The sequence below is a fragment of the Methylobacterium variabile genome (genome assembly GCF_001043975.1).
Lineage (GTDB): Bacteria > Pseudomonadota > Alphaproteobacteria > Rhizobiales > Beijerinckiaceae > Methylobacterium > Methylobacterium variabile.
This window is the reverse complement of the sequence record NZ_LABY01000479.1, coordinates 1-771: the sequence shown is the minus strand read 5'-3', so window position 1 is coordinate 771 and position 771 is coordinate 1. Positions and strand designations below refer to the sequence as shown.

Genomic DNA, 771 nt, shown 5'->3' with positions numbered 1-771 from the left:
AGGCGGCGAACAGCCCGCCCGTCCAGAGCGCGAGGGCCGCGAAGTAGGGCAGCTGCGCCAGCGGCCAGAGCAGCAGCAGCGTGAAGGGCGGGTAGCCCCAGTTGTGGAAGGGCAGCGGGGCACCGAAGGTGGTGCCGATCGCCGCGTGGTAGGCTTCGAGGTCGAACAGGGTCGCGAGCTGCCCCGAGAACGCGAGCCGGGGCCCCACCCAGTTGTTGATGAAGTCGCGCCCGATCGGGTGGCCGGTGATGTCGAGCCCGCCCCCGGCCGGCCAGTAGAACCGCACGATGAGGGGCAGCGCGCTCAGGACTCCCAGGAGCGCCAGGATCACGGTCGCGTCGGTCGGCCGCCGGCGGGCGGGGATCAGGGGCATCGCATGGTCTCCCGCATCGGGTCGGGCGTGGTCCTCGGACCGGTCGCCGTGGGCGGCCCCGGCGCCACTGCGCCGGGACTCGGATGGGCGGTCCCGCGCGGCCGGTGCCTGCCCGCGCGATGCCCGATCGACGGCTTCGGACGTTCGCGCTCGCGATGCCGGAGACCGGCTCGGACCGGCGAGCTCGAACCTCTTCCTCCTGGTCGCCGGCTGAGCCGAGCCGGTCTCCGGCATCGCGAGCGCGAACGTCCGAAGCCGTCGATCGGGCATCGCGCGGGCAGGCACCGGCCGCGCGGGACCGCCCATCCGAGTCCCGGCGCAGTGGCGCCGGGGCCGCCCACGGCGACCGGTCCGAGGACCACGCCCGACCCGATGCGGGAGACCATGCGATGCCCCCG

At 74.8% G+C, this 771-nt stretch carries 1 pseudogene; it reads right to left on the bottom strand.

Going from position 1 to position 771, the window contains the following annotated elements:
* A pseudogene (locus VQ02_RS34010) lies at nt 1-373 on the bottom strand (hypothetical protein); the annotation flags it as partial.
* Nucleotides 374-771: the final 398 nt, after the last annotated feature.